The sequence below is a fragment of the Pseudomonas sp. X4 genome, from assembly GCF_040784925.1.
In the GTDB taxonomy this organism is placed as follows: domain Bacteria; phylum Pseudomonadota; class Gammaproteobacteria; order Pseudomonadales; family Pseudomonadaceae; genus Aquipseudomonas; species Aquipseudomonas putida_Z.
The window spans coordinates 3,919,834-3,944,283 of the sequence record NZ_CP160798.1; the positions used below are offsets into that span (position 1 = coordinate 3,919,834).

27 protein-coding genes are annotated in these 24,450 nt (G+C 64.4%); 11 read left to right on the forward strand and 16 right to left on the reverse strand.

Annotated elements, in window-relative coordinates:
• Positions 1 to 45: 45 nt before the first annotated feature.
• From ABX298_RS17500 to ABX298_RS17520, 5 genes are all read right to left on the reverse strand, one after another.
• Positions 46 to 876 (reverse strand): undecaprenyl-diphosphate phosphatase, encoded by an 831-nt coding sequence (locus ABX298_RS17500; protein WP_367393393.1) that lies wholly within the window; start codon positions 874 to 876, stop codon positions 46 to 48.
• Between the two features lie 194 nt (positions 877 to 1,070).
• Positions 1,071 to 1,346 carry a DUF3077 domain-containing protein gene (locus tag ABX298_RS17505; RefSeq protein ID WP_075044081.1) on the reverse strand — a complete coding sequence of 92 codons (276 nt, stop codon included), beginning with the start codon at positions 1,344 to 1,346 and terminating at the stop codon, positions 1,071 to 1,073.
• 473 nt (positions 1,347 to 1,819) lie between these two features.
• A complete protein-coding gene (locus tag ABX298_RS17510) occupies positions 1,820 to 2,662 on the reverse strand; it encodes an IS3 family transposase (protein ID WP_044288731.1) in 843 nt (280 codons plus the stop codon).
• On the reverse strand, positions 2,659 to 2,967 hold the full coding sequence (locus ABX298_RS17515) for a transposase (RefSeq protein ID WP_004376391.1): 309 nt from the start codon (positions 2,965 to 2,967) through the stop codon (positions 2,659 to 2,661). Before ABX298_RS17515 ends, ABX298_RS17510 begins: the two co-directional genes overlap by 4 nt.
• A 239-nt stretch (positions 2,968 to 3,206) precedes the next feature.
• On the reverse strand, positions 3,207 to 4,208 hold the full coding sequence (locus ABX298_RS17520; protein ID WP_367393394.1) for an NADP-dependent oxidoreductase: 1,002 nt from the start codon (positions 4,206 to 4,208) through the stop codon (positions 3,207 to 3,209).
• 175 nt (positions 4,209 to 4,383) lie between these two features.
• Here ABX298_RS17520 and ABX298_RS17525 point away from each other — a divergent pair, with 175 nt between their 5' ends.
• A complete protein-coding gene (locus ABX298_RS17525; protein WP_025338144.1) occupies positions 4,384 to 5,145 on the forward strand; it encodes an SDR family oxidoreductase in 762 nt (253 codons plus the stop codon).
• A gap of 59 nt (positions 5,146 to 5,204) precedes the next feature.
• On the opposite strand, the gene ABX298_RS17530 is transcribed toward ABX298_RS17525, so the two are convergent.
• On the reverse strand, positions 5,205 to 6,380 hold the full coding sequence (locus tag ABX298_RS17530) for an MFS transporter (protein ID WP_367393395.1): 1,176 nt from the start codon (positions 6,378 to 6,380) through the stop codon (positions 5,205 to 5,207).
• Between the two features lie 226 nt (positions 6,381 to 6,606).
• Here ABX298_RS17530 and ABX298_RS17535 point away from each other — a divergent pair, with 226 nt between their 5' ends.
• Together ABX298_RS17535 and ABX298_RS17540 are read left to right on the forward strand one after the other, a co-directional pair.
• Positions 6,607 to 8,004 (forward strand): PLP-dependent aminotransferase family protein, encoded by a 1,398-nt coding sequence (locus ABX298_RS17535; protein WP_367393396.1) that lies wholly within the window; start codon positions 6,607 to 6,609, stop codon positions 8,002 to 8,004.
• A gap of 116 nt (positions 8,005 to 8,120) precedes the next feature.
• Positions 8,121 to 10,061 carry a methyl-accepting chemotaxis protein gene (locus ABX298_RS17540; RefSeq protein WP_367393397.1) on the forward strand — a complete coding sequence of 647 codons (1,941 nt, stop codon included), beginning with the start codon at positions 8,121 to 8,123 and terminating at the stop codon, positions 10,059 to 10,061.
• Positions 10,062 to 10,204: 143 nt separating this feature from the next.
• On the opposite strand, the gene ABX298_RS17545 is transcribed toward ABX298_RS17540, so the two are convergent.
• On the reverse strand, positions 10,205 to 11,395 hold the full coding sequence (locus ABX298_RS17545) for a benzoate/H(+) symporter BenE family transporter (RefSeq protein ID WP_084785075.1): 1,191 nt from the start codon (positions 11,393 to 11,395) through the stop codon (positions 10,205 to 10,207).
• 145 nt (positions 11,396 to 11,540) lie between these two features.
• Here ABX298_RS17545 and ABX298_RS17550 point away from each other — a divergent pair, with 145 nt between their 5' ends.
• Positions 11,541 to 12,143, forward strand: coding sequence for a glutathione S-transferase family protein (locus ABX298_RS17550; RefSeq protein WP_025338149.1), 603 nt, complete (start codon positions 11,541 to 11,543; stop codon positions 12,141 to 12,143).
• 130 nt (positions 12,144 to 12,273) lie between these two features.
• Here the strand turns inward: ABX298_RS17550 and ABX298_RS17555 are convergent, their stop codons facing one another.
• From ABX298_RS17555 to ABX298_RS17575, 5 genes are all read right to left on the reverse strand, one after another.
• Entirely contained in the window at positions 12,274 to 12,645 is a 372-nt protein-coding gene (locus tag ABX298_RS17555; RefSeq protein WP_003260822.1) for a glutaredoxin, read from the reverse strand.
• A 59-nt stretch (positions 12,646 to 12,704) separates the two neighbouring features.
• On the reverse strand, positions 12,705 to 13,250 hold the full coding sequence (gene folE / locus ABX298_RS17560; protein WP_013971502.1) for a GTP cyclohydrolase I FolE: 546 nt from the start codon (positions 13,248 to 13,250) through the stop codon (positions 12,705 to 12,707).
• A 70-nt stretch (positions 13,251 to 13,320) separates the two neighbouring features.
• Positions 13,321 to 13,881 carry a Smr/MutS family protein gene (locus ABX298_RS17565; RefSeq protein WP_024086499.1) on the reverse strand — a complete coding sequence of 187 codons (561 nt, stop codon included), beginning with the start codon at positions 13,879 to 13,881 and terminating at the stop codon, positions 13,321 to 13,323.
• A gap of 163 nt (positions 13,882 to 14,044) precedes the next feature.
• On the reverse strand, positions 14,045 to 14,365 hold the full coding sequence (locus ABX298_RS17570) for a hypothetical protein (RefSeq protein ID WP_024086500.1): 321 nt from the start codon (positions 14,363 to 14,365) through the stop codon (positions 14,045 to 14,047).
• Positions 14,366 to 14,450: 85 nt separating this feature from the next.
• Complete coding sequence (locus tag ABX298_RS17575) at positions 14,451 to 15,041, reverse strand: cysteine hydrolase family protein (RefSeq protein ID WP_025338152.1); 591 nt, start codon at positions 15,039 to 15,041, stop codon at positions 14,451 to 14,453.
• Positions 15,042 to 15,221: 180 nt separating this feature from the next.
• Between ABX298_RS17575 and prmB the strand changes: the two genes are divergently transcribed.
• Entirely contained in the window at positions 15,222 to 16,130 is a 909-nt protein-coding gene (gene prmB, locus ABX298_RS17580) for a 50S ribosomal protein L3 N(5)-glutamine methyltransferase (RefSeq protein ID WP_015269350.1), read from the forward strand.
• Between the two features lie 47 nt (positions 16,131 to 16,177).
• On the opposite strand, the gene ABX298_RS17585 is transcribed toward prmB, so the two are convergent.
• Positions 16,178 to 16,960, reverse strand: coding sequence for a hypothetical protein (locus ABX298_RS17585; protein WP_367393398.1), 783 nt, complete (start codon positions 16,958 to 16,960; stop codon positions 16,178 to 16,180).
• A gap of 199 nt (positions 16,961 to 17,159) precedes the next feature.
• A complete protein-coding gene (locus ABX298_RS17590; protein WP_084785076.1) occupies positions 17,160 to 18,122 on the reverse strand; it encodes an alpha/beta hydrolase in 963 nt (320 codons plus the stop codon).
• 236 nt (positions 18,123 to 18,358) lie between these two features.
• Between ABX298_RS17590 and aroC the strand changes: the two genes are divergently transcribed.
• The 3 genes from aroC to ABX298_RS17605 all read left to right on the forward strand — a co-directional run bounded on the left by aroC (position 18,359) and on the right by ABX298_RS17605 (position 21,273).
• Positions 18,359 to 19,450: a chorismate synthase gene (aroC, locus tag ABX298_RS17595; protein WP_025338155.1), complete on the forward strand. Its 1,092-nt coding sequence runs from the start codon at positions 18,359 to 18,361 to the stop codon at positions 19,448 to 19,450.
• A 132-nt stretch (positions 19,451 to 19,582) separates the two neighbouring features.
• Entirely contained in the window at positions 19,583 to 20,737 is a 1,155-nt protein-coding gene (locus ABX298_RS17600) for an MFS transporter (protein ID WP_085617735.1), read from the forward strand.
• Positions 20,737 to 21,273 (forward strand): oxidase, encoded by a 537-nt coding sequence (locus ABX298_RS17605; protein WP_367393399.1) that lies wholly within the window; start codon positions 20,737 to 20,739, stop codon positions 21,271 to 21,273. The genes ABX298_RS17600 and ABX298_RS17605 overlap by 1 nt, the downstream gene beginning before the upstream one ends.
• 123 nt (positions 21,274 to 21,396) lie before the next feature.
• On the opposite strand, the gene ABX298_RS17610 is transcribed toward ABX298_RS17605, so the two are convergent.
• On the reverse strand, positions 21,397 to 21,669 hold the full coding sequence (locus tag ABX298_RS17610; RefSeq protein ID WP_025338158.1) for a DUF3509 domain-containing protein: 273 nt from the start codon (positions 21,667 to 21,669) through the stop codon (positions 21,397 to 21,399).
• 265 nt (positions 21,670 to 21,934) lie between these two features.
• Here ABX298_RS17610 and ABX298_RS17615 point away from each other — a divergent pair, with 265 nt between their 5' ends.
• Both ABX298_RS17615 and ABX298_RS17620 read left to right on the forward strand, forming a co-directional pair.
• Positions 21,935 to 22,459: an ankyrin repeat domain-containing protein gene (locus ABX298_RS17615; protein ID WP_025338159.1), complete on the forward strand. Its 525-nt coding sequence runs from the start codon at positions 21,935 to 21,937 to the stop codon at positions 22,457 to 22,459.
• A 60-nt stretch (positions 22,460 to 22,519) separates the two neighbouring features.
• Positions 22,520 to 23,050, forward strand: coding sequence for a hypothetical protein (locus ABX298_RS17620; protein WP_075044091.1), 531 nt, complete (start codon positions 22,520 to 22,522; stop codon positions 23,048 to 23,050).
• A 122-nt stretch (positions 23,051 to 23,172) separates the two neighbouring features.
• Here the strand turns inward: ABX298_RS17620 and ABX298_RS17625 are convergent, their stop codons facing one another.
• Positions 23,173 to 24,111: a ZIP family metal transporter gene (locus tag ABX298_RS17625; RefSeq protein WP_317409406.1), complete on the reverse strand. Its 939-nt coding sequence runs from the start codon at positions 24,109 to 24,111 to the stop codon at positions 23,173 to 23,175.
• A gap of 124 nt (positions 24,112 to 24,235) precedes the next feature.
• Between ABX298_RS17625 and ABX298_RS17630 the strand changes: the two genes are divergently transcribed.
• A complete protein-coding gene (locus tag ABX298_RS17630; protein WP_012271091.1) occupies positions 24,236 to 24,427 on the forward strand; it encodes a PLDc N-terminal domain-containing protein in 192 nt (63 codons plus the stop codon).
• Positions 24,428 to 24,450 lie beyond the last annotated feature (23 nt).

Sequence of the window (24,450 nt, forward strand, 5' to 3'; positions counted from 1 at the left end):
AAAAGGGCTGCGGATGCAGCCCTTTTTCATTTTTGTGTCGTGCTATCAGCCCTGAGCTGTCGACCAGTCGATCCAGCCGAACTGCCAGGTAGCCAGGATCAATAAACCGAAGGCGATGCGATACCAGGCAAACGTCGCGTAGCTGTGGTTGGCGATGAACTTGAGCAGCGCACGCACGGCGATCATGGCGAAGATGAACGAGGTCACGAAGCCAATGGCGAACACCGGCAGGTCGCCGGGCTGGAACAGCTCACGGTACTTGTAACCCGAATACACTGCTGCGCCGACCATGGTCGGCATCGCCAGAAAGAACGAGAACTCGGTGGCCGCCTTGCGCGAAAGGCCGAACAGCAGGCCGCCGATGATGGTGGACCCGGAACGCGACGTGCCCGGGATCATTGCCAGGCACTGGACGAAGCCGATCTTCAGGGCATGGCCCCAGCGCATGTCATCGACGTGGTCGACTGCCACGCGGTGGGTACGGCGTTCGGCCCAGAGCATGATTACCCCGCCAACCACCAAGGCCGTTGCCACGGTGATCGGGTTGAACAGGTAGTGGTGAATCAGGTCGGCGAACAGTACGCCCAGCACCACCGCTGGCAGGAACGCCAACAGCAGGTTGCCGGTGAAGCGCCGCGCCGCGGGCTGACTGGTCAGGCCGAACACCACTTCCAGGATCTTGCCGCGAAACTCCCACACTACCGCCAGGATCGCCGCCAGCTGGATGATGATGTTGAACGCTATCGCGCGTTCACCGCCGAAATCTATCAAATCGGCAACGATGATCTGGTGCCCGGTACTGGAGATCGGTAGAAACTCCGTGAGCCCTTCAACCACTCCCAGGATGATTGCCTGGAAGGCAGTCCATAAATCCATTGATCCCCCCGTTGGAGCCGTGCTGCTTGCACGGCCCATGCTCTTGATTTACCTATGATTGCCGGTTGAGGCGGCGAAGATGTTGGTGCGCGCCGGATGCTACCAGAGCGACGGTGCGAAGACTTGTGCGGGGTTGTAACGGTGTGGAAGCGTCTGCTGTGCCGGCCGCTCCCACAAGGGGCTGCGTTGACCTGTCAGTGCAGCTTGTTCTTGGCCAGTTCGATGTCGTTCATCAGGGCCTTGGCCATGGCCAGCAGGTAATCGGCGGAGCCCAGCAGCTTGTGGTCATCCTCCATGTCGCCTTCGCGCACAAGGTGCTTGATGTAGCCCAGCAGGACTGACACGTGCTCGTAGGCATCATCGATCGGTATGCCGGGTTGTACGCGGAGCAGGTCGAGGGTGGGGTTGCCGGCTTCGAGGAAGGTTTCCAGGCCTGCGGTTAGGATGGGGGAGGGGGTGTACTTTTTCATGGTAGTAGCTCCTGACAAGTGGAACTGCCACGCGGATCTTTCTCACGGACCTGGGCGGCAGTCGTACACGGGGTGAGAAACCGAGGGAGCTTCAAAGCTCGGCCAGACCGAGGTCTGCCCGCGTACGACCGCCATGACAGGCAAGCCAGCTAACTCGCAACAGGTTCTCACACCCGGTCACCAACATGGCGACCCGGTGAAGTTATCCCTGAGGGATTTCCCCGACAATTCAGCTGCTTCCGACCGCTGCGTAGGATAGTTCGCTTGCTGCTTCAAGCTGAAGCGGTGAGAGCAAGGTTCAGGAAAATCTGACGCGCTGCGAACGCGGTGCTGCAGTTATCGCCGGGGCCGCTGTGCGGCCCAATCGCCGGCAAGCCAGCTCCCACAGGTACAGCGTCGGGCTCAAGGGTGGCGCTGTACCTGTGGGAGCTGGCTTGTTCTGGTCAAGTTTTGCCGGACACCGATTACGGTGATCAAGCCGCCTGCTGCTCCATAGCTATTGGCGACAGATAGTTGTTGTAGCTATGGAGCCTGATTCGGTTGTAGCGCATGAAGAAGCTGGTCATGTCCCTCCTGGCTTCTTCAATCTCCTTGTAGCCCTGAGAGGGTACCCACTCTGACTTGAGCGTCCCGAAGAAGCGCTCTGTTGGCGCATTGTCCCAGCATTGCCCCCTGCGACTCATGCTTTGGGTTATCCCATGCTCAAGCAGCTCGGACTGGAAGCGCTGGCTAGTGTATTGGCAGCCTTGATCTGAATGAAACATCAAGCCTGCATGCTTGCCTCGAACCCCCACTGCCATCCTCAGCGCCCTGCTAACCAAGTTAGCATCATTGATGAGAGAAAACGCCCAACCAACGATCCGCCGGGCGAACAGGTCAATCACTACTGCCAGGTGGTACCAGCGCTTCCCGACCATCAAGCTGGTAACGTCGCCGCACCAGACCTGATTGATTGCAGTCGGCTCGAAGTTACGTTCGAGCAGATTCCTGGCCACAAAGGCTTCGACGCCTCTGGAGCGGTACTGATGCCGGCGGCGCTGCCTGCTGGCCAGATTTGCCTCCTGCATGAGTTTTCCGGCCAGATACCGTCCTACTTTGAGCTGCTGAGCCTTCAAGTGCTCAGAGAGCATCCTCGCACCAACGCTTCCCCGGCTTTCAGCGTGCAATTGCACGACTTTTGCTCTGAGCGTGTCACGTTTGGTATTCGGCGTTGAACGGCGATGAAGCCAGTCATAAAACGCGCTGCGGGATACGTTCAGCGCGCTACAAAGCAAGCTGGTCGGATACGCCCCAGACTCCCTCAGTTCCTCGATCAAGAAAAACGATCGGGATCCGACATCAAGAGAGCCGTAGCCTTTTTTAAGATTTCGGCCTCGGTCTCCAGACGTTTGATTTTGGCGCGTAGTTGCTGGAGCTCGCGCTGCTCATCGCTGATCGCCTTGGTGCCAGCCACGGGCTGGCCTTTCTGGCGCTCTTTACGAACCTGATCCACCCAGCGGCGCAGAGCCGTTGGACCGACATCCATCGATGCGCAGACGTCGGGAACCGAACAGTTGTCGTCAAGAACCATGCTGGCAGCACGTTGCTTGAACTCGCGGGTATAGGTCTTTCGTTCTTGCATGGAACCTCCTGAGTGGGCGAATCATATCGCCCTTAAGAGGTGTCCGGGATCATTAGGCCAGTTCAGCTTGCCGGCGATGAGGCCAGTATTGACTACCTCAATCTCGAACCTTGAGCACCAACTTGCCAAAGTTCTCCCCACTGAACACCTCCCACAGGTACAGCATCGGGCTCAAGGGTGGCGCTGTACCTGTGGGAGCTGGCTTGCCGGCGATGAGGCCAGTGTTGGCTACCTCAATCTCAAACCTTGAGCACCAACTTGCCAAAGTTCTCCCCACTGAACAGCTTCAGCAAGGTCTCGGGGAAGGTCTCCAGCCCTTCCACCACATCCTCCTTGCTCTTCACCTGCCCGCTGGCCAGCCACCCGGCAATCTCCAGCGCGGCCTTGCCGTAATCCTTGGCGTAATCCATCACCACGAAGCCTTCCATGCGCGCACGGTTCACCAGCAGCGACAGGTAGTTGGCCGGGCCTTTCACCGCTTCCTTGTTGTTGTACTGGCTGATCGCGCCGCAGATCACGATACGTGCCTTGAAGTTGATGCGGGTCAGCACGGCGTCGAGGATGTCGCCGCCGACGTTGTCGAAGTACACGTCCACGCCTTTGGGGCATTCGCGCTTCAGGCCGGCCAGCACGTCTTCGGCCTTGTAGTCGATCACCCCGTCAAAGCCCAGTTCGTCCTTCAGGTACTGGCACTTCTCGGCGCCGCCGGCAATGCCGACCACGCGGCAGCTTTTGATCTTGGCAATTTGCCCGACAATGCTGCCCACCGCGCCGGCCGCGCCGGAAATGACCACAGTGTCACCGGCCTTGGGCTGGCCGACGTCCAGCAGGGCGAAGTAGGCGGTCATGCCGGTCATGCCCAGCGCCGACAGATAGCGCGGCAGGGGCGCCAGGCTGGGGTCGATCTTGTGCAGGCCCTGGGGTTCGCCAGTGAAGTAGTCCTGCACGCCAAGGGCGCCGCTTACATGGTCGCCCGGCTTGTAGGCGGGGTGGTTGGAGGCAACAACCTCGCCAACGCCCAGCGCGCGCATCACCTGGCCCAGGGCCACGGGCGGGATGTAGGACTTGCCTTCGTTCATCCAGCCGCGCATGGCCGGGTCCAGCGACAGGTACAGGTTGCGCACCAGCACCTGGCCTTCGCCGGGTTGTTCGGCGGGCACGGTCTCGAAGCTGAAGTCGTCACGGCGCACGGCGCCGACCGGGCGTTTGGCGAGCAGGAAGCGGCGGTTGGTGTTGGTCATGGCGGGTCCTTGTGGGCAATGGAAGGGGGAGGCGTCAAATCTACCCTGTTGATGTAGGCAGGTCCTTAACATCACTGACAAGCATGGTAGCCCAACCGGTGGGGTGATGATGCTGCCCGGGCGGCTGGTGGCTGACTATGCTCTGAACCCCACCAAGCACGCTTTGGAGCACGCGATGAGCATGACCTTTTCCGGCCAGGTAGCCCTGGTCACCGGCGGTGCCGCCGGCATCGGCCGGGCAACTGCCCTGGCTTTCGCCCGGGAGGGCCTGAAGGTGGTGGTGGCCGACCTCGACCCGGCCGGTGGCGAGGCAACTGTGGCCCTGATCCACGCTGCGGGCGGGGAGGCGCTGTTCATTGCCTGCGACGTTACCCGTGACGCCGAGGTGCGCCAACTGCACGAGCGCCTGATCGCCGCCTATGGCCGGCTGGACTATGCCTACAACAACGCAGGTATCGAGATAGAGCAGGGCCGCCTGGCCGAGGGTAGCGAGGCGGAGTTCGATGCCATCATGGGCGTCAACGTGAAGGGTGTGTGGCTGTGCATGAAGTACCAGCTGCCGTTGCTGTTGGCCCAGGGCGGTGGGGCCATCGTCAATACCGCTTCGGTGGCGGGCTTGGGCGCGGCGCCGAAGATGAGCATCTACAGCGCCTCCAAGCACGCGGTGATCGGCCTGACCAAGTCGGCGGCCATCGAGTACGCCAAGAAGGGCATCCGGGTGAATGCGGTGTGCCCGGCGGTGATCGACACCGACATGTTCCGCCGCGCCTATGAGGCCGACCCACGCAAGGCCGAGTTTGCCGCTGCCATGCATCCGGTGGGGCGCATTGGCAAGGTCGAGGAAATTGCCAGTGCCGTGCTGTACCTGTGCAGTGATGGCGCGGCGTTTACTACTGGGCATTGCCTGGCGGTGGATGGTGGGGCTACGGCGATCTGAGCCGAAACCGCGTGGCCTTCTTCGCGGGTAAACCCGCTCCCACAGATACCCCGCTGCCCTCAGGTCCTGTGATGTCCCTGTGGGAGCGGGCAAGCCCGCGAAGAGGCCCTGGCAGACCACCTCAATGCCAGCCCAACCACCACACATCCCACCACCAGCACACCACCAAACACCAGCAACGCCAACTGTGACCCCAGCCGGTCGCTCAACAGCCCGGTAAAGATCACCGGCAGGCTGAACCCCAGGTACGCCAGCAGGAAGAACCCGGCACTGGCCCGTGTCTTCTCGCTGCCGGCCAGCTCGTTCACCGCCGCCAGCCCGCCCAGGTAGATAAACCCGTAGCACGCACTACTGGCCGCCACCGCACCCAGCAATACCGCGCCCAGCTGGCCGCTGTCCGCACCCCAGGCCAGCACGGCATAGCTGCACGGCAATATCACCAGCCCCAGCAACGTGGCCGTACGGCTGCTGAGGCGCCGTGCCATGGGCTGGAACAACAACCCGCAGCTGATCACGCAAAAGGTCGAGAACCCCGACCAGGCGCTAAGCCCATGCTGGCGCAGGATGCCCGGCAGCAGGGCGATCACCAGCCCCACGCAGGCCCACGCCAGCAAAATGGCCAGGCCATAGGCCACGCTGCCACGGGGGTAGCAGGGCAGGCGCAGCATGGGGTTGTGTTGTGCCGGGCGTGGGTCCGGCAGGCGCCACACCAGCAGCATGGCCAGCGCCGCCAGCAGCAGTTGCAGGTGGAAGCTGCCCGGGGTCAGGCTGGGGCCGCGCAGCAGGAACAGGCTGGTCAGCGCTGCACCCAGGCCAAAGCCCAGCGAGGTGCTGGCGGTAACCCAATTGGCGGCGCGGGTGTTATCCGCGCCGCCCATCAGTTCACCCATGTAGGCGGTGGCCGTGGCCGAGGCCAGGCCGGTGCCCAGGCCGAGGAACAGTCGCGCCAGGCCCAGGGTTTGCAGGCTGGGGGCCAGCAGCATCAGCACGGTGGCGACCATCGACAGGGCCAGTGCGGCGAGCACCAATGGCCGGCGCCCAACCCGGTCGGCCAGCCCGCCCAGGGCCAGCAGCACGGGTAGCACGCCGAGCACATAGCCGGAGAAGGCCACCGCGGTGGCGGCGGCGCCTTGGCCGGAGAGGTCGGCGTAGGTGATGTACAGCGGGGCCTGCAGGTTGACGGCCAGGGTGATCAGGCAGAGGGCGAAGGCCAGGCGGGCCGGGGCGGAGGGCATGGGTAGGGATCCTGGTTCTGTAGTGGCTGTACCGGCCCTTTCGCGGGTGAACCCGCTCCCACAGGTACTGCACCGCTCTCGGGTTGGGTGCTATCTCTGTGGGAGCGGGTTCACCCGCGAAAGGGCCGTGCCTGCCAACTCTGATGCCAGCCCATTCCCATCACCAGGCACACCGCCAACCCTTTTATGCTTAACTGTTCGCTCAAAACCAGCGAACACTTGCCCCATGCACTTGCCCCTCGACCGCACCAGCACCACCCCGCTGGTACAGCAACTCACCGACCACCTGCAAATCTGGATCGACCAGCAACGCCTGCGCCCCGGCGCGCGCCTGCCGTCGATCCGGGCCTTGGCCCGCAGCCAGTCGGTCAGTGCGTCGTGTGTGATCGAAGCCTACGACCGCCTGGTCGCCAGCGGCTGGCTGGAGGCCCGCCACGGCACTGGCTTTTTCGTCGCCGAGCGCAAACCCGGCCTGGCCGTGGAAGACGCCCAACCCTGGGGCGAGGCCGGCGACGGCAGCTGGCGGCAGTTTCGCGAGGGCCATGACGAGTTGCTCAAGCTGGGCTGCGGCTGGTTGCCCAGCAGTTGGCGCGCCGCCACCGAACTGGCCCAGGCAGTGCGCCAGGTCAGCCGCGGCAACCCACAGGACCTGTTCGACTATTGCCCACCTTTGGGCCTGGCCAGCCTTCGCCAGCAGTTGCACAAGCGCCTGGCGCAGCTGGGCATCGCCGCCGGCCCCGAACGTATCCTCACTACCCACGGCGCCAGCCACGGCCTCGACCTGCTGGTGCGCACCCTGCTGCGCCCGGGCGACACGGTGCTGGTGGAAAACCCCGGCTACTACAACCTGTACAACCTGCTGCGCCAGCACCAGGTGCACATGCTGCCGGTGCCGCGCACCGCCGAAGGCCCGGACCTGGCCACCCTCGAAGCCCTGCTGGCGGCGCACAAGCCGCGCTGCCTGCTCATCAACAGCCTGTACCAGAACCCCACCGGCACCAGCCTGACACCCAAGGTGGCGTATCGCCTGCTGGAGCTGGCCCGCGAGCACGACTTGCGCATCATCGAGGACGATATCTACGCCGACTTCCAGGAAGGCCCGGCCACCCGCCTGGCCACCCTCGACAGCGAACAGCGGGTAATCTACATGGCCAGCTTCTCGAAAACCCTCAGCAGCTCGCTGCGGGTCGGCTACCTGGTCGCCGACCCGGCATTGCTGGCGCGCCTGGCCGAGTTGAAGATGGTCAGCGGCATCGGCACCTCGCGCTTTGCCGAGCAGGTGGTGGGGCAGATGCTGGCCAACGGCAGCTACCGCAAGAGCGTGCAGCGGCTGCGTGTGCGCCTGGGGCAGCACATGGCCAGGCTGCTCGGCCAGCTGGAGCAGGCGGGATGGCAGGTGTTCTGCGAGCCCTACGGCGGCATGTTCGTCTGGGCCTGCGTGCCGGGCCGGGATTTCGCCAGCCTGGAGCGCCTGGCGCTGGAACACGATGTGCTGCTCACCCCCGGCAGCGCCTTCGATTACCAGGGCACGGCCAGCGCCTGGCTGCGCATCAATGTCGCCTACGGGCAGGACTCTCGCGCCCAGGCCTTCCTTCAGCACGCAGGGCGACCTCTGGCAAGCTGATAGCGACACGCTCATAGCTATTTGACACTATTCTGACGCCAGGCCCTTGTTCATCGGCTGGCAACGTTGCCACCCTTGGCCTTCGGGATAACCTCGCACGCAGAAGGGGAATCGGCATGGGCGCGAGCAAGCACGGTGTGCTGGCCAACCTGGGCATGGCCCGCAAACTCGGCCTGGGCTTTGCCTTGGTGCTGGTGCTGACCCTGGCGGTGGCGGCCATTGGCATTGCCGCGCTGCACAGTGTTGGCCAGCGCTTCGACAGCTTGCGCCAGCTGGCCCAGTTCAATACCGACCTGCTGCGCTTGCGCCAGCACGAGCAGGCCTTTGCCCTGCGCTCCGACCTGCAGCAGGCCGAGGCCTTGCGCAGCGGCCTGCAGGGCCTGGCCGAACGCGCCCGTGGCCTGCCGGCGCTGGCGGCGGCGGAAACCGACCTGGCCGCCTATGGCCAGGCATTCGAGGCCTTTGTCGAAGCGGTGCAGGCCAAGGAGCTGGCGCTGGACATGGCCAGCTGGTCGGTGTCCAGCGTGGCCAACAACCTCGACGTGCTGCAGGCCGGCCTGGCTGACGACGGCGTGTATACCCTCAAGCAGTCCCAGGGCCAGCAGGGCGGCGCGTTCCTCGAGCAGGCCGGGCAGGTGGCGCAGGTGTCGCGGCTGATGCTGCAGGCCATGGACGAAGCGCGGGTACGCCTGGAAAAAAGCCGCAAGGGCGAAGAGGGCGTCAGCCAGGACCGCATCGCCCAGACTGTCGAGGCCGCCAGCCTGGTCAGCCAGTTGCAGGGCGCCGTCAGCGATGCCGGCTACCAGAGTGTGCTGGGCGAAGTGGCGGGGCACATCGGCAGCTTCTCGGAAAAGCTCAACGAATACACTGACCAGCTGGCCCGAGAGCAGGGCTTGAAGGCGCAGTTGCAGGCCCGTGCCGAACAAGTCACCAGCCGGGTCGACCAGGCCTACCTGGGGCAGGAGCAGGCCCTGCAGGGCGAATTGCAACGCAATGCCCTGGCCATCGGCCTGGCTACGGCATTGGCGCTTCTGGTAGGTGTGCTGGCCGCCTGGCTGATCACCCGCGCCGTGGTCGGGCCGCTCAAGCATGTGATTGCCCGCGCCCAGCGCATCGCTGCCGGCGAGCTGAGCTTTGACGCCCAGGCACCACGGCGTGACGAAGTAGGGCAGCTGATGCAGGCCATGCAGCAGATGGCGGCGGGCCTGTCGGGCATTGTCAGCGGTTTGCAGCAGGGCATCGAGCAACTGGCCGGCAATGCGCAGGCGCTTTCGGCGGTGACCGAGCAGACCAACCGCGAGGTGGGCAGCCAGAAGGAAGAGACCGAGCAGGTAGCCACCGCCATGCAACAGATGACCGCCACCGTGCACGATGTGGCGCGTAATGCCGAAGAGGCGGCGCAGGCGGCCCAGGCTGCGGACGAGAAGGTTGATTCCGGGCAGCAGGTGGTGCGCCAGAGCATGCAGCGCATCGAGCAACTGGCGGCGGCGGCGGAGACGGCCAGCGCCGGTATCGACAGCCTCAGTGCCGAGATCCACACCATTGGCGACGTGCTGGAAGTGATCAAGAGCGTGGCCGAGCAGACCAACCTGCTGGCGCTGAATGCTGCTATCGAAGCCGCCCGGGCTGGTGAGCAGGGGCGTGGTTTTGCCGTGGTCGCTGATGAGGTGCGTGCGCTGGCGCGGCGTACCCGGCAGTCTACCGAGCAGATCGAGACCCTGGTCGCCAGCCTGCGTGGCAATGCTCAGCAGTCGGTGGCGCAGATACGCGGCAGTACCGAGCTGGTGCGTTTGGCGGTGGCTGATGCACTGCAGACCGAAAGTGCGCTGGGCAGCATCGCGGCGGCGGTGTCATTGATCCAGCAGATGAACCAGCAGATTGCCGCGGCGGCCGAGCAGCAGAGCTCGGTGGCGGAAGAGATCAGCCGTAGCGTCACGCAGATCCGCGGTAGTGCCGATCAGGCGGCGTTGGCGATGCAGGACAATGCCCGGTCGAGTATCGAGCTGGCGCAGTTGGGTACCGACCTGAAGGGGATGGTGGGGCATTTCAGGTTGTGATCTGGGCTTGGGCGTTGTGTTGCCTGTACTGGCCTCTTCGCGGGTAAACCCGCTCCCACAGGAATACCACAATGCTGAATATTGTGTGATCCCTGTGGGAGCGGGTTTACCCGCGAAGAGGCCGGTACCGGCAACAAATGCCTTCAGGCCCTGCGCGGGTTGAGGATCATCAAGGCCAGTACCCCCGCCACAATCCCCCAGAACGCCGAGCCGATCGAGAACAAGGTCAGCCCCGAAGCGGTCACCATGAAGGTAATCACCGCTGCCTCCCGCTCCCGCGCTTCGCTCATGGCCACGGTCAGCCCGTTCATGATCGAGCCGAACAGCGCCAGCGCCGCAATCGACAGCACCAGCTCTTTCGGCAGCGCCGCAAACAGCGCCGCCAAGGTCGCGCCGAACACCCCGGCAATGCCATAGAAAATCCCGCACCACACCGCCGCGGTATAACGCTTGGCCGGGTCTTCATGGGCATGCGGCCCGGTGCAGATCGCCGCGCTGATCGCCGCCAGGTTGACCCCGTGCGAGCCGAACGGTGCCAGCAGCAGCGAGGCAAAGCCGGTGGCCGAGATCAGCGGCGAGGCCGGCACCTGATAGCCGTCCGCGCGCAGCACGGCCACACCCGGCATGTTCTGCGAAGTCATCGCCACCACGAACAGCGGGATGCCAATGCTGATGGTCGCCGCCAGCGAGAAGCTTGGCGTGGTCCACACCGGCGTGGCCGCTTCCAGGCGGAAGCCGCTGAAGTCCAGCAGGCCCAGGGCGCCGGACAGCACCGTGCCCACCAGCAACGCGGCCAATACGCAGTAACGCGGCGACAGGCGCTTGACCAGCAGGTAGCTGAAGAACATGCCCAGTACCAGCAAGGTGCGGTGCTGGGCGGCAACGAATATTTCGCTGCCGATCTTGAACAGGATGCCCGCCAGCAGCGCCGAGGCCAGCGAGGCCGGGATGCGCTTGACCAGGCGCTCGAAGCTGCCGGTCAGGCCACAGATCAGCACCAGCACGGCGCAGGTGATGTAGGCGCCGATCGCCTCGCCATAGCTGACTCCGCCCAGGCTGGTGATCAGCAGGGCGGCGCCGGGGGTGGACCAGGCCACTGTGATCGGCGTGCGATAACGCAGCGACAGGCCGATGCTGCACACCGCCATGCCGATCGACAACGCCCAGATCCATGACGAAATCTGCGCGCTGGTCAGCCCGGCAGCCTGGCCGGCCTGGAACATCAGCACCAGCGAGCTGGTATAGCCGGTGAGCATGGCGATGAAGCCGGCGACTACCGCCGACGGGGAGCTGTCTGCCAGGGGCCGCAGGCGTGCGGAAGTGGCATCGGTCATGAACAAAATCCTTGTAAAGGTGTAAGCAGTTTTTTCAGACTACAGCGAGCAAGGTTGATCCTTGCCATACAGCGGCCATTGCTTTTAGCCGTACAGTCGCCAACTATTGGGCGCAAATGCAGAACTGCTTGGGAGTGGAGGGGCGATGTACAAGGTCTATGGCGACTACCAGTCGGGCAACTGTTACAAGGTCAAGCTGATGTTGAGCCTGCTGGGCCGGCCATATGAATGGCACCCGGTGGACATCCTCAAGGGCGAGACCGAAACGCCCGAGTTCCTGGCGATGAACCCTAACGGCAAGGTGCCGGTGCTGGAGTTGGAAGACGGCAGCTACCTGTGGGAGTCCAATGCCATTCTCAACTTCCTGGCCGATGGCAGCGAGTTTCTGCCCACTGAGCCACGCCTGCGCACCCAGGTGTTGCAGTGGCAGTTCTTCGAGCAGTACAGCCATGAGCCGTACATTGCCGTGGCGCGTTTCATCCAGTTCTACCTGGGGTTGCCGGACGAGCGCCTGGAGGAGTACCGCAAGCTGCACAAGGGCGGTTACAAGGCCCTGAGGGTGATGGAGCGGCAGCTGCAGATGACGCCGTACCTGGTCGGCGAGCAGTATTCGATTGCCGATGTGGCGTTGTATGCCTACACCCATGTGGCGCAGCAGGGCGGGTTCGACCTGGCCGACTACCCGGCGGTGAGGGCCTGGCTGGAGCGGGTCAGCAGCCATCCACGGCATGTGCCGATGGTGGGCTGATCTTTAGCCTGTACTGGCCCTATCGCCGGCAAGCCAGCTCCCACAGGTTCACCACAGGACTGAATATTGTGGGATCCCTGTGGGAGCTGGCTTGCCGGCGATAGGGCCGGTACAGGAAACCTGCAAACTGTCAGGCCGAAGCGAACCGCTCATCCAGGTAGGCAATGATCGCCTTGGACTCATACATCCAGGTCACCTTGCCCGCTTCTTCAATGCGCAGGCACGGCACTTTCACCCGGCCGCCACCTTCCTGCAGGGCCTGGCGGTGCACCGGGTCGTTCTTGGCATCGCGCAGCGCCACCGGCACGTTCAAACGGTGCAGGGTGCGGCGGGTCTTGACGCAGAACGGGCAGGCGTGGAACTGGTACAGCGCCAGGCCCTGAGCCGCTTGCTCGACGCGGGCCTGGGCGGCGGCGTCGCGCTTGCGCTTGGCCGGGCGGCTGATCCAGTCGCCGAACACGATGAGCTGGCCGAGGCCAACCCGCAGGGCTTTGACGATCATGGGCAACTCCTGAAATGAAAAAGCCGACCCGGCAGGGTCGGCTCGGGGTCAGCAGCCAATCACTTGATCAGGCTGAGGAACTCGCTGCGGGTGGCGGCGTTTTCGCGGAACTCACCCAGCATCACCGAGGTGATCATGGTCGAGTTCTGCTTCTCGACACCGCGCATCATCATGCACATGTGCTTGGCTTCGATGACCACGGCAACGCCGGCGGCACCGGTTACCTGCTGCACGGCCTCGGCAACCTGGCGGCTGAGGTTTTCCTGGATCTGCAGGCGGCGAGCGTACATGTCGACGATGCGCGCCACCTTCGACAGGCCCAGTACCTTGCCCTTGGGCAGGTAGGCCACGTGCGCCTTGCCGATGAACGGCAGCATGTGGTGTTCGCACATCGAATACAGCTCGATGTCCCGGACCAGCACCATTTCGCTGTTGTCAGAGCTGAACAGCGCGTTGTTGGTGACTTCTTCCAGTGTTTGCTCATAACCGCGGCAAAGGTACTTCATCGCCTTTGCAGCCCGCTTGGGCGTGTCGAGCAGGCCCTCACGGGAGACGTCCTCGCCAATCTGGCTGAGGATCTCGGTGTAGTTCTGTTCCAGGGACATGGATCTACCTGTGGGAAAAAATCGCAAAAACGAAGGGTACGGCGGTGAGGGCGGCGCTGCAAGCGCGGCGTTACTCGTCGCGGCCTTCGAGCATGGTTCGCTTGAGCATCACATACACCGCGCCGGTGCCGCCGTGGCGGGCGTTGCACGAGGCAAAACCGAGCACCTGCGGGTGCTGGCGCAGCCAGGTGTTGACGTGGCTCTTGATCATCGGGCGCTTGCCGTCCAGGCGCGCGGCCTTGCCGTGGGTAACCCGCACGCAGCGCACTTCCAGTTTGGTGGCTTCGGCGATGAAGTCCCACAGGGTTTCGCGGGCCTTTTCCACGGTCATGCCATGCAGGTCGAGGCTGCCCTCGAACGGGATCTGCCCCAGCTTCAGCTTGCGCAGCTGGCCTTCCTGCACGCCATCGCGGCGCCACAGCAGCTCGTCTTCGGCGCCAACGTCGATGACGAACTGGTCGGACATGCCGTCGATCACCAGCGCCTTGTCACTGCGCACGGTCGCCGCTTGGCGCAGGCCGGCTAGCTTCTGGCGGTCGGCCTTGGGCTTGCCGACTTCGGCGCGGTCGTGCGTGATCGGTTTGACACCGCGCACTTCGGCCTTGAACAGGGAAAAATCGTCGTCTTGCATGATGCCTCCACGTGGGCGGCGTAGTTTACGCGACTGTGGGGCCTTGTGCAGCCTGTGTGGGCCCTATCGCCGGCAAGCCGGCTCCCACAGGATTACCAAGGGCCTGAGGACTTGTGGGGTACCTGTGGGAGCTGGCTTGCCGGCGATAGGGCCGGTACAGGTTTCAGTCATGCTTCTTCATCAGGTGCGGCGAAAGGTTCAGTTCCCGCCCGCGGCGCAGGCGAATGCGGCTGCGCCGCCAGAAGCGCACGCCCAGCCACAGCAGCAGCAAGCCGGCCACGGTGAGGATACCGGCCAGCGGTTTGTTGGCATTGAGCTCCGCCAGGGCAGGGTAGTTGCCCAGCAGGCCGGCGACGCCGGCCATTGCCAGCAGCACGCCAAGGGTCGCCAGCATGGCCGACAGGCCGGCCGCCAGGCGGGCGCCCCAGTTACGCGGTTCGCGCGGGCGCAGGCGCTTGGCGTCGAAACTGCCTTTGAGCTTCATTCCGCTCTCCTCTGTGGATATCCGGAATTCGACCTGGAGCCGCCCATCGGGTTCCGCCCGGCTGCCGGGCGGTTGTACCAGCCGATCAGATCAGGCTGGCGGTGGGGGCCACGCAAGCGAAGTTGTCGGCCATCACGGCCATTTCGCACTGGTGGATCTGCGCGGCCGGGATCACCCCATCCTTGAATGCCAGGTCGCGGGTCGCCGAAGCGTCTTCCACCAGGGTGCAGCGGTAACCATAGTCCTTGGCGCGGCGTACCGTGGTGCTGACGCTGGAGTGGCTCATGAAGCCGCAGACGATCAGGTCCAGGTGGCCCAGCGCCTGCAGGGTCTCATGCAGCTGGGTGTTCTTGAATGCATTGGGCATGCGTTTTTCGATGACGATTTCGCCTTCCAGCGGCTCCAGCCCCGGAATGAACTGGCCGGCCGGCCCTTGTGGGTCGAAGCGGCCACCGACAGTGCCCAGGTGGCGAACGTGGATGATCGGACGGCCGCTCTTGCGCGCGGCGTCGAGCAACCTGGCGATGTTGGCCACGGCCTCGTCCATGCCCGACAGCGCCAGGGGCCCGCTGAGGTACTCCTTTTGCGCATCGATGATGATCAGGCTGGCGTGGCTCAGCTTGGCCGGCGGGTAGTCGCGGCCAGTGAGGCGAAACATCGTGGTTGGAACGGACATCAAGGGCTCCTTGGATAGGGCTTTTGTATACCTATTCTCCCCTGCCTTGGCGCCAATGGGAATGGTTGACAACGCAAGCGGCATGGTTACTGGCTTGTGGCTGGCCATTGGGTAAGGCAAAGGAACAAATGTGCGGGTGGGGCTGTTAGACTTTTGTCCGGTCTGAATTAGGAGTACCCCGTGATCACATCCCGCCTGCGCACGCTGCGCGACTACATCCGCTGGGCGGTCAGCCGCTTCCACGAGCACGACCTGTTCTTCGGCCACGGTGCCGACAACGCCTGGGACGAGGCCCGCCTGCTGGTACTGGGGGCGGTGCACCTGCCGTGGGAGGTGGCCGACAGCTACCTGGACTGCATGCTCGAGGACGACGAGCGGGTGCGCCTGCAGCACCTGCTGAAGCGCCGTATCGAAGAACGCGTGCCGGCCGCCTACCTGCTGGGCGAGGCCTGGTTCTGCGGCATGTCGTTCATCGTCGACGAGCGCGTGCTGGTGCCGCGTTCGCCGATTGGCGAGCTGATCGAGAAACGCTTCGAGCCGTGGCTGGCGAGCGAGCCGGCGCGCATTCTCGACCTGTGCACCGGTTCTGGCTGCATCGGCATCGTTGCCGCCGACGTGTTCCCCGAGGCCGAGGTAGTGCTGGCCGACCTGTCGTTCGAGGCGCTCGAAGTGGCCAACCAGAACATCGAACGCCACGGCCTGGACGGGCGCGTGTACACCGTGCAGGGCGACGGTTTTGGCGGTTTGCCGGGGCAGCGTTTCGACCTGATCCTGTCCAACCCGCCATATGTCGATGCCGAGGACTTCGACGACATGCCGGCCGAGTATCACCACGAGCCCGAGTTGGGCCTGGCCTGCGGCAACGATGGCCTGGACCTGGTGCGGCGCATGCTGGCCGAAGCGGCGGATCACCTGACTGACAAGGGCTTGCTGATTGTCGAGGTGGGCAACAGCCAGGTGCATGTCGAGGCGCTGTACCCCGAGGTGGACTTTGCCTGGCTGGAGTTCGAGCGCGGCGGGCACGGGGTGTTCATGCTGACTGCCGAGCAGTGCCGCCAGCATCAGGAACTGTTCAAGGCCCGGGTCTGACTTCAGGGCCCCTTCGCGGGCAAGCCCGCGAAGCAGGCAACGCGGTGTCAGCGCGTGGCAATCCAGATCAGCAACCCCGCCTGGAACACCGCAAACGCCACCAGGCAGGTGATGGTAAAGCGCAACCCGCTGTCTTCACGCTGGTACTTGGCAACCCGTTCATCCCGCTCACGCAGTTGCCCTTCCTTCTCCTGCAACTGCTGGTCAGCCTGCTGCAGCAGGCCGGCAGCATCCAGTATCCCTACTCGCTGCAAGCGCTCGCTGTTCCACGCGCCCTTGAGCTGGCCCACCGTCATTTCCACGGTACGGCCCTTCAGATGCTGGCTGTCCTCGTACTCCACCTCGATACCCATGCCGCGCAGGCAGTGGTCACGACGCAGGCGTGAATCTTCGTTCAGCGCATCCTTGCTCGGCAGCGCCATGCCCTCGATCTGGTAGTGCGACCACTTGCGCTGCAGCCACTGCGCGGCCTGGGCCAGCAAGAAGCGGCCAATGCCACGGTTCAGCGGCTCCAGTTGCAGGCCATGTTCATTGCCGATGCGCACTAGGCGCGCGGTGTGGTCGACGCGAATGTCCAGGCGGTTCTGTTCCTTGTGCACCTTCTGCCCGGGCAGCTGGATTTCCATGCGCAACAGGCTGTGGGCCTTGTCGTGGCGTTCGGCATAGCCGAACTGCACAAAGCGCAGCGGCCGTGCGCCGGTGTTGCGGTCGGTGGGCAGGGCGGCCAGGCGCAACAGCTGGAAATGTTCGGCGGCCAGCTCGGCCCAGGGGAGGGCGGTGCTTTCCTCGAGCTCTTCGGCCGGCTCTACGGCGGCGGGGGCGGTTGTCATCAGGGCTTGTCCTTGGGTACGGGCATACGGCAGGGGCTGCTGCGCAGCCCATCGCCGGCAAGCCAGCTCCCACAGGGACCGCAGGGCGTTCAGGCCTGTTGTGTTCCTGTGGGAGCTGGCTTGCCGGCGATGGGGCGCGCCAGCGGCCCCAAGTTCCGCTAATACTGAAATATCGGCCGTACCGGCCAAGACCTGAGGGTCAGGCAGAAGGCAAATGCTGGATAAACGTCACAATCTGCTCGCCAAGCTCCCTTGCCAGCGGCAACTCAGGGTTGAGGTAGCTGTCGCGCTGCTGGCTCATCGCCTTGGGGCTGATGCGCAGCATGTGGTTCATGCCATCGATCAGCACCAGTTGGGCATCCGGCTTGGCAGCCTTCAACCGTTCGGCGTCGACCACGCCCACCTGCACGTCGTTGCGCCCCTGCACGATCAGCGCGGGCATGGGCAGGCGGGCAAAGGCCGCCGCCGGGTTCTGCTGGAACAGCGAAATCAGGTAGGGCTGCACGCTGGGGCGGAACACCTGGCGCAGCGGCGCCGGCACCTCCAGGCTGGTCTGCCCGGCCTGCAGGCGGTCGAGCAGGGCGCTGCCACCGGCCAGTTGTGCCGGCGGCAGGCGCTGGGCCAGCTGTTCGCGCAGCACCTCGGCCAGCGGCCGGCCGCTGCCGGCGAGGGTAATCACCGCGCTGGCGCCGGCCTGCTCGGCGGCCAGGCTGGCGATCAGCGCGCCTTCGCTGTGCCCGATCAGGATCAACGGGCCAAAGCGCGGGTCGGCCTTGAGCTTGTGGCTCCAGGCGACCACGTCGGCCACGTAGCGCTCCACGCTCAGGTCACGCTCGTCGGGCGTGGCCGGCTGGCTGGCGGCCACCCCGCGTTTGTCGTAGCGCACGCTGGCGATGTGCTCGTTGGCCAGCAGCAGGGCCAGGCGCTTGAGGTTGTCGACCCGGCCTGACGCCGGGTTGTTGCCGTCACGGTCGGTGGGGCCGGAGCCGGCGATGATCAGCACCACCGGTGGCGGGGTGGGCTGTTGCGGCAGCAGCAGGCTGCCGTGCAGCACGCCCTGGCCGGTGTCGAGGTCGATCGGGCGTTGCAGCACGGTGGGGGCGGCGGCCTGGGCCAGACCGGTGCACAGCAGGAAGAAGAGGGCGACGAGGCGCGACATCATGCGGTACTACATGGGGAGATGAGGGTTTGACCCAGTGTTTGCGGGAAGGTTCGAAGGGGAGGTTGCCTGTACTGGCCTCTACGCGGGTAAACCCGCTCCCACAGGTACAGCACAATTTTCGCATCCTGTGACTGCCCTGTGGGAGCGGGTTTACCCGCGAAGAGGCCAGCACAGGCGATCAATCCATCTGTATACTGCCGCTTTCGTTCACTTCAGGCAGATCTCGCGGAGCGTCCATGTCCGGCAATACCTACGGCAAGCTGTTCACTGTCACCACCGCTGGCGAGAGCCATGGCCCGGCGTTGGTCGCCATTGTCGATGGATGCCCACCGGGCCTGGAAATTTCCCTCGCCGACCTGCAGCACGACCTCGACCGGCGCAAGCCCGGCACCAGCCGGCACACCACCCAGCGCCAGGAAGCCGACGAGGTGGAAATCCTCTCCGGCGTGTTCGAAGGCCGCACCACCGGCTGCTCGATCGGCCTGCTGATCCGCAACACCGACCAGAAGTCCAAGGACTACTCGGCGATCAAGGACCTGTTCCGCCCGGCCCACGCCGACTACACCTACCACCACAAGTACGGCATCCGCGACTACCGCGGCGGTGGCCGCAGCTCGGCCCGCGAAACCGCCATGCGCGTGGCCGCCGGTGCCATCGCCAAGAAATACCTGGCCACCCAGGGCATTACCGTGCGCGGCTACATGAGCCAGTTGGGCCCGATCGAAATCCCGTTCAAGACCTGGGAGTCGGTGGAGCAGAATGCCTTCTTCAGCCCAGACCCGAGCAAAGTGCCGGAGCTGGAGGCCTACATGGACCAGCTGCGCCGTGACCAGGACTCGGTGGGTGCCAAGATCACCGTGGTCGCCGAAGGCGTCATGCCGGGCCTGGGCGAGCCTATCTTCGACCGCCTCGACGCCGAACTGGCCCACGCGCTGATGAGCATCAACGCGGTCAAGGGCGTGGAAATCGGCGCCGGCTTCGCCAGCGTGGCCCAGCGCGGCACCGAGCACCGTGACGAACTGACCCCGGAAGGCTTCCTCAGCAACAATGCTGGCGGCATCCTCGGCGGTATTTCCTCGGGCCAGCCGATCGTTGCCCACCTGGCGCTGAAGCCGACCTCCAGCATCACCACCCCGGGCCGCTCCATCGACATCGACGGCAACCCGGTGGACGTCATCACCAAAGGCCGCCACGACCCGTGCGTGGGCATCCGCGCCACGCCGATCGCCGAGGCGATGATGGCCATCGCGCTGATGGACCACCTGCTGCGCCACCGCGCGCAGAATGCCGATGTGAAGGTGAATACCCCGGTGCTGGGCCAGCTCTGATTCGCTTGCACTGGCCCTATCGCCGGCAAGCCAGCTCCCACAGGATTACCACAAGCCTGAACATTGTGGGGTACCTGTGGGAGCTGGCTTGCCGGCGATAGGGCCAGTACCGGCAACCCCATAGGCCACCCCATGCAACCAATCCCCTACTGGCGCCTGTCCAGCTTCTACCTGTTCTACTTCGCCCTGCTCGGTTCCACCGCCCCGTTCCTGGCGCTGTACTTCGACCACCTGGGCTTCTCTCCAGCACGCATCGGCGAGCTGGTGGCCATCCCCATGCTCATGCGCTGCATCGCCCCCAACCTGTGGGGCTGGCTGGGTGACCGCACCGGCCAGCGCCTGCTGATCGTGCGCCTGGGCGCATTGTCGACCCTGGCCACCTTCGCCCTGATCTTCCTGGGCAAAAGCTACGCCTGGCTGGCACTGGTCATGGCCCTGCACGCGTTCTTCTGGCATGCGGTGCTGCCGCAGTTCGAGGTCATCACCCTGGCTCACCTGCACGGGCAAACCGCGCGCTACAGCCAGGTGCGCCTGTGGGGCTCGATCGGCTTCATCCTCACCGTGGTCGGCCTGGGCCGGCTGTTCGAGTGGCTGAGCCTGGATATCTACCCGGTGGCGCTGGTCACGATCATGGCCGGCATCGTCGCCGCCAGCCTGTGGGTACCCAATGCCCAGCCGGTGGAGCAGGGCGAGCGCAGCGGCGCGGGCGGCTTCCTGCAGCAGCTGCGGGCGCCCGGGGTGATCGCGTTCTACGCCTGCGTGGCACTGATGCAACTCAGCCACGGACCGTACTACACCTTCCTCACCCTGCACCTGGAACACCTGGGCTATGCCCGGAGTGCCATTGGCTTGCTGTGGGCACTGGGGGTGGTGGCCGAAGTACTGGTGTTCATGGCCATGAGCCGCATCTTCGCGCGATTTTCGGTGCAGCAGGTGCTGCTGGCCAGCTTCGTGCTGGCGGCGCTGCGCTGGCTGTTGCTGGGCAACCTGGCTGGTGAGCCGGCGGTGCTGGTGTTCGCCCAGGTGCTGCATGCTGCCACCTTCGGCTGCTTCCATGCCGCCAGCATCGCTTTCGTCCAGGCAAGCTTCGGCGCCCGCCAGCAGGGCCAGGGCCAGGCGCTGTATGCGGCGCTGTCGGGCACCGGCGGTGCGCTGGGGGCGTTGTATTCGGGTTACAGCTGGAAACTGCTGGGCCCCACCTTCACCTTTGGTATGGCCAGTGCCGCAGCCTTGGCTGCAGCCGTTATCATTGCCCTTTGTTCGCAACCGACCAGGACCCGCCCCTGATGAGCATTCTCAGCGTTTTCCACCTCTCCAGCCCGGAACTGCCGAACAAGGTGCTGACCCACCACGACGACATCGCCGCCACCCTGGCCGAGCAGGGCGTGCGCTTTACCCAGGCCGAGCATGGCCTGCGGGTGCGCCCGGGTACGGCCCAGGACGAGGTGCTGGAGGCCTGCCGCGATCACCTGGACCAGTTGATGACAGCGCATGGCAGCAAAGCCTTCGTGGTGCTCAACCGTGACGGCGAGGCCCCGGCGCAGGTGGACGTGCGCGATGAGCATGTGCATGACGCCGACGAGGTGTTTGCCGTGATCAGCGGGCGGGCGCAGGTTGGCCTGCGTTTGGGGGATTGGGTGTATTCGGTGCTGTGCGAGAAGGGCGACCAGCTGGTGGTGCCAGCGGGGACCCGGCGCTGGGTCGAGCTGGGCGATGCGCCGTTTTGCCTGGCGTTGCGTTTGTATGGCAGCGAGCAGGGGATGCAGCCGAGGTTTACCGGGGATGTGACTGCGCGGGCGTTTCTGGGCATTGATGAGTTGTGATGGCTTTGCTGGCCTCTTCGCGGGCTCGCCCGCTCCCACAGGTATATCGCCGAGCCTGAGGGCCGCGCTATGCCTGTGGGAGCGGGCGAGCCCGCGAAGAGGCCAGATAATCCAACACAAAACTCAGCGATAAGTCGGCAAGGCAAACCGCTGCTGGCTCTGCAGCATCGAAATCACCGGCAGTTCACTGGCCTGTTCGGCCAGATCCCGGCGAATCGCACTGATCGCCCACGAAAGCTGTTCGGCACTGTGCAATTGCGTATAGGTCAGTACCCGGCGGGTGACCTTGCCATCAGCAGCGCGCAGGGTCAGCAGCACACCGCCGTCGGGTCGGGCCTGGGTATTCACCTGGTAGGCCGAAAATACCGAAACAAACTTTTCCTGGATGAGGTCCATATCAACTCCTGGCTGTTGCGTGGCAGACGTGAGTTGATTGTTGCAGTGACCGTGCCAGGAATTTTTTTCTGAAAAATCCCTTTAAATTCAGTTGTTTACGCATTTTTTTCCGAGGCGCTGTCGTGCAAGCTGCACGGTCGTGCATTTTGCACAGTGCATATTGCACGACCCGTCGCCAGCTATCGGCCCGATAGAATCTGAACCTTTGACCCGGCAGCCTTGCCTGACAAAGACTTGGGCAACGATTTCTGCCAGGAGGTTCCAAATGTCCAGCCAACCCACGCCTGCCACCATGACCGACGACGAAACCGCCGCCTTCGCCGAGCAGGTGTTCGAACGTGCTCGCCAAGGCGATGCCGAGATGCTCGGGCGCCTGCTTGCCAGCGGCCTGCCGGCCAACCTGCGCAACCACAAGGGCGACACCCTGCTGATGCTGGCCAGCTACCACGGCCACCACGACGCAGTGCGCGTGCTGCTGGCGCATGGCGCCGACCCGCTGATTGCCAACGATAACGGCCAGCTACCCATCGCCGGTGCCGCATTCAAGGGCGACCTGGCCATGATCCGCCTGTTGCTGGAGCACGGCGTACCGGTGGACGCCGCCGCGCAGGATGGCCGCACCGCGCTGATGCTGGCGGCCATGTTCAACCGCAGCGAAATCCTCGACTATCTGCTGGCCCAGGGGGCCGACCCGGCCCGTCAGGATGCCCGTGGTACCACCGCGCTGATGGCAGCGCAAACCATGGGGGCCGTGGACGCCGCAGCGCGCCTGCAAGTGCTGGCCGGCTAACCGCAAGGGGGCATTTGCGGCTATCCTTGGCGACTTTTCACCCGTCGCAGGCCCCCTTTCATGAAAACTCAGTTGCTCGAATTCATCAGCCTCATTGGCGCTGGCTGCATGCGCGAGGAAGACATCGAGCGCATCGCCGACGAGGCCGCCCAGGCCTACGCCGACCCCGCCGCCTTCCTGGCCGCCAACCCCGACATCAACTACGACGACAGCTTCCCCATCCCGCTGGGCGAATGGGTGGTGCTGGGCAGCCTGCCGGACACCGTGGTGTTCCAGGCCGACAGCTACCAGGACCTGTTCCAGCAGATCAGCGATTCGTTCGACCAGAGCGTGCCGTTCACCCTCAAGCCCAAGCAACTGGCCCGCACCGAGCCGCTGACCGCACTCAACCGCATCCAGGTGCAGATGGGCGCGCTGAACAAAGAGGCGGGTGGTTATGTGCTGCTCAACTTTAGCCAGTTGCTGGATGACGAGCTGCAGATGGTGATGGTGGGGCAGAAAGACCTGGCGCGGGTGCTGGAGCTGGGGGCAGAGGTGGGGATCAAGGTCGAGCCGGCCCTGGAGGCATTGAAAGTGGCTGTACACATCTAAAGGCTGATGGCCCTATCGCCGGCAAGCCAGCTCCCACAGGATCACCACAGAGTTCGAAACCTGTGCTGTACCTGTGGGAGCTGGCTTGCCGGCGATAGGGCCGGTACAGCCAGCCCAGAACTTCAGCCCAGCGCGGTATCCAGGAACATCATCACCGCAAACCCACCCATCAACCCCAGGGTCGCCGCTGTCTGGTGCCCATTGCGGTGGGTTTCGGGAATCACCTCGTGGCTAACCACAAAGATCATCGCCCCCGCCGCCAGCCCCATGCTCACCGGGTAGGCCAGGGCAAAGCCGGTCGAAATCCCCAGGCCGATCACCGCTCCCAGCGGCTCCATCAGCCCCGACCCGATCGCCACCAGCGCAGCCTTCAGGTTCGACAACCCGGTAGCGCGCAAGGCCAGTGCCACGGCCAGCCCCTCGGGGATGTCCTGGATGGCGATGGCGCTGGTCAGCGGCAGGCCGATGTTCATGTCGCCATTGGCAAAGCTCACGCCAATGGCCATGCCCTCAGGCAGGTTGTGCAGGGTAATCGCCAGCACGAACAACCAAACCCGGCTGATGCGCTCGGCCTCCGGGCCGCACGGGCCGGTGCTTTCGTGTTCATGCGGGGTGAAGCGGTCCAGGCCCAGCATCAGCAGCACGCCCAGGCCCATGCCCAGCACCACGGTAAAGGCCGCGGCCGGGCCGTTGCCGGTAATTTCGCGGGCGGCATCCAGGCCCGGCAGTATCAGCGAAAACGAACTGGCCGCCAGCATCATGCCGGCGGCAAAACCCAGCATCACATCCTGGGTGCGCGCCCTGACATCGCGCAGCACCACCGCCAGCACCGCGCCCAGCGCCGTGGCGCCAAAGCCGGACAACCCGCCCAGTGCGGCCAGATGCAGGTTTTCGGCGTGGTCGCCGTTCACTGCGTTCCACAGGCTTGCCCCCAGCAGTACCAGAACCACCAGCAGGCTCAGGGCCAGGCCGGCACCTATCCATGGGTTGTCGTGCATCTGTTGGCGCCAGGCGCTGACGGGCGAGGGCAGGGTAACGGGGTGGGTATGAGCGGGGGGCATGGCAACCTCGAAATCAATGGATACAGCAGTTTAAGCAGTGACCCGCGCAAACGGCCAAGGATTCCCTTCTATCGATGTGATAGCTGGCTATGCTGTGGCAAAGCCTCTGGACAGGAGTTTAGGCATGGGGTCGACGTTCAACAGCCTGGTCGGGCTGATCATCCTGGCGCTGGATATCTGGGCCATCCTCAATGTGATCAAGAGTGGCAGCGAAGTGGGCATCAAGGTGTTGTGGATCCTGCTGATCGCCTTGCTGCCGGTGGTGGGGCTGGTGATCTGGGCGATCGCCGGGCCGCGGGGGAATGTGCGGATCTGAGTGCCTGTACAGGCCCTATCGCC